The following is a 3866-nucleotide window of genomic DNA, read 5'->3' as shown; positions in this document are numbered from 1 at the left end:
GAACACCGGGAACGCCTCATACAACTCACGCCCCATACCAACCCGCTGACTACCCTGACCAGTGAAAACGATCCCGAGACGACCCTCGACGACCGCGCTCAAGACCACGCCCGGTCCTGCGCTGCCGGAGACCACGGTTTCCAGGCCGGTGAGGAAGTCCTCGCGTCCCCGGCCGAGGACCACGGCACGGTGTTCGAGGGTGGACCGGCCCGAGAGGAGCGACCAGCCCACGTCCACCGGGTCCGCGTCGGCGTGCGTCACCAGGTGTCCGCGCAGACGGTTGGCCTGTGCGTGCAGGGCCTCGGCGCTACGGGCCGACACCAGCCACGGCAGGGCGGTCGACGGGGCGACAGGATCAGCCGCCCCGATGGTCGCAGTGTCGGTCTTGGTGACGGTCCTGGCCTCGGCAAGCTCCTCCACCGGGGCCTGCTCCACGATCACATGCGCGTTCGTACCGCTCACACCGAACGAGGACACGCCGGCCCGCCGCGGCCGACCGGTGTCCGGCCACTCCTGTGCTTCTGCGAGCAGTTCGACGACTCCGGCGGACCAGTCGACGTGAGTGCTGGGCTCGTCGACGTGCAGGGATTGCGGCAGGACGCCTTCCTGCATCGCCTTGACCATCTTGATGATGCCCGCGACACCGGCGGCCGACTGCGTATGACCGATGTTGGACTTGATGGAGCCGAGCCACAGCGGCTGCTCAGCAGAGCGCTCCTGACCGTACGTGGCGAGCAGCGCCTGCGCCTCGATCGGGTCACCCAACGTCGTGCCCGTACCATGCGCCTCCACGGCATCGACGTCACCGGCCGACAGACCGGCACTGGCGAGGGCGGCACGGATCACCCGCTGCTGCGACGGACCATTCGGGGCGGTGAGGCCATTGCTCGCACCGTCCTGGTTCACGGCGGAACCCCGTACGACCGCGAGGACCTCGTGGCCGTTGCGGCGCGCATCCGACAACCGCTCCAGGAGCAGCAGGCCCACACCCTCACCCCAGCCCGTACCATCCGCAGCCTCCGCGAACGGCTTGCAGCGACCATCCGCCGCGAGGCCGCGCTGGCGGCTGAACTCCAGGAAGGCCGCGGGGCTGACCATGACGGTCACACCACCGGCGAGTGCCATGTCGCACTCGCCCTGGCGCAGCGCCTGCGCGGCCAGGTGCAGGGCGACCAGCGACGACGAGCACGCCGTGTCGACGGTGACCGCCGGGCCTTCGAGGCCGAAGCTGTAGGAGAGGCGGCCGGAGATGACGCTGGTCGCGTCGCCGGTCATGAGGTAACCCTCGACACCTTCCGGCGCGTGGGCCAAGCCCGCTGCCCAGCCCTGGGCGCACGCCCCGACAAAGACGCCGGTACTGCTGCCGTGCAGGGTGGACGGTGCGATGCCCGCGCGTTCGAACAGTTCCCACGCCGTCTCCAGGAGGAGCCGCTGCTGCGGGTCCATGGCGAGGGCCTCGCGCGGCGAGATGCCGAAGAGCCCGGCGTCGAACTCGGAGGCGTCGTAGAGGAATCCGCCCTGTGCCGCGAAGCCCGTGTCCGCACCATCCGTGCCGTCCGGGCCCGTGTCGGCGCCGGACCGATTCTGCTCCGAGGGGGAGAGGGCCTCGGGGTCCCAGCCCCGATCGGTGGGGAAGACGGAGACCGCGTCGGTGCCGTCGGCGACCAGGCGCCACAGCGCCTCGGGATCGGTGGCACCGCCGGGGTAACGGCAGCTCATCGACACGATCACCACCGGGTCCTCCTCGACACCCCCGACCGGGACCAGGGACCCGCCCGCGGTGGTGGCCGGCATCCGCTTCTCGTCGCCGCCCACCAACTGCGTCCGCAGGTGGCCCGCGAGTGCGGCCGAGGTGGGGTAGTCGAAGACGAGGGTGGTGGGCAGCTTGAGACCGGTGGCGCCGGCGAGGCGGTTGCGCACCTCGACAGCCGTCAACGAATCGAAGCCCAGCTCACGGAAAGCACGGCCCGGCTCCACCGCCTCCGCACCGGCATAGCCGAGCACCGAGGCCGCTTGCGCCCGTACGAGATCGAGCAGCAACCATTCCTGCTCGCGTGCGGCAAGGCCCGCGAGCCGCTCGGCCCACTCAGAGCCGGAAACTCCCTGCTTGCCCGTCGCGACGGCTTCCTCGGACTCGGTCAGTACGCGTCGCGCCTCAGGCAGTTCACCGATGAACGGGCTCGGCCGCAGCGAGGTGAAGGCGGGTGCGAACCGCACCCAGTCCACGTCGGCGACGGCCACGAACGTCTCGTCGTGCGCCACCGCCTGGGCCAGCGCCACCACCGCACGCTCCGGCGCCATCGCCGTCACCCCGCGGCGCCGCAAGTGCTCCTCGGCCTCCTCGGCCGCTGCCATCCCGCTGCCGCCCCAGGCACCCCAGGCGACAGAGGTGGCGATCAGACCACGGGTTCTACGGTGTTCGGCGAGCGCGTCAAGGTATGCGTTGGCGGCCGCGTACGCACCCTGGCCACCGCCGCCCCACACGCCCGCGTTGGACGAGAACAGCACGAATGCATCGAGACCCTCGGCGTCGACCAGCTCGTCCAGATGCGTAGCACCCGCAGTCTTCGCGCCGAACACCTCCGCGATGTCGGCGGCTGACATGTCGGCGACGGGGTGCGCGGGGCTCACGCCAGCCGCGTGAAACACAGACCGGACCTGGTGCCCGTTCGCGGCCAGCTCAGTGAGCAGGCCCTCGACCGCGTCCCGGTCGGCCACATCGCAGGCTGCAACGGTGACCTCGGCCCCAGACTCCTCCAGCTCCGCCTTCAGTTCGAGGGCGCCAGGCGCATCGATACCACGACGGCTCGTGAGAACGAGGTGCTCCACGCCCTCACCCGCCAGCCACCGCGCCACATGCCCACCGATGGCACCCGTGCCACCGGTGACCAGCGCCGTCCCGCGCACCGTCCACTCCGGCTCCGCGCCCTCGCCCGCCTCCAGCGGGGCGTGCGCGAAACGGCGTACGAAGACACCTGTGTCCCGTACCGCCAGCTGGTCCTCGTCACCGGCGCCTGCAAGGATCCCGGCGAGCCGCGACCCCGTGCGGGCGTCGTACGTCCGGGGCAGGTCGATCAGACCACCCCAAAGCTCCGGATGCTCCAGAGCCACGACACGGCCCAGGCCCCACAGCTGAGCCTGAACCGGCGACTCCACCCCATCACTGCGACCGGTCGACACCGCACCCGACGTCACCGACCACAACCGCGCAACCACCCCGGCATCACCAAGGGCCTGCACCAACGCCACCGAACCCACAAGCCCGACCGGCACACCGGCATGGTCCACATGCCCCGACTCATCCAACCCGAGCAGCGACACCACACCGGCAAGACCCGCCTCCGCCAGACCCCCCAGCCGCCCGGACAGCACCTCTCGGGTCGACTCGGCTGCGGATACGTTCAGTTCGACGGCCTCGGCCCCGGCCTGCGCCAGGGCTTCGACGGTTCCGGACGCCCACGGGTGCTCCGCAGCGCCCTCCGGCACGACGACGAGCCAGCGTCCCGTCAGCGCCGGAACCGGCAGGCCGCCCGGCAGCGGCTTCCAGGTCACCCGGTAGCGCCAGCCGTCGATCGTCGACCGCTCACGCCGCTGCCGCCGCCAGGACGAGAGCCCAGGCAGCACCGCGCTCAGCGAGTGCTCGTCCACGTCGACGAGCGTTGACGTCAGCTGCTCCAGATCCTCCCGCTCCACGGCCTCCCAGAAGGCCGCCTCGACCTCGTCCACGCTCCGCGTGACATCGGCGTCCGCGTCCTCGTCCGGGGCCACCATCCAGTAGTGGTCGCGCTGGAAGGGGTAGGTGGGGAGGTCGACGGTCGTGCGGTGACCGGGGAAGAGGGCCTTCCAATCGAGCTCGGCGCCATGTA

The 3866-nt window shown here is 71.0% G+C and carries 1 protein-coding gene; it reads right to left on the bottom strand.

Going from position 1 to position 3866, the window contains the following annotated elements; genetic code table 11:
* A partial coding sequence (locus tag ACFYQ5_RS36005) for an SDR family NAD(P)-dependent oxidoreductase (protein WP_389203832.1) occupies positions 1-3866 on the bottom strand: 3866 nt, incomplete at both ends.

It is taken from the genome of Streptomyces sp. NPDC005794 (assembly GCF_042871445.1).
In the GTDB taxonomy this organism is placed as follows: Bacteria; Actinomycetota; Actinomycetes; order Streptomycetales; family Streptomycetaceae; genus Streptomyces.
This window is presented reverse-complemented; position numbering and strand designations above follow the sequence as displayed.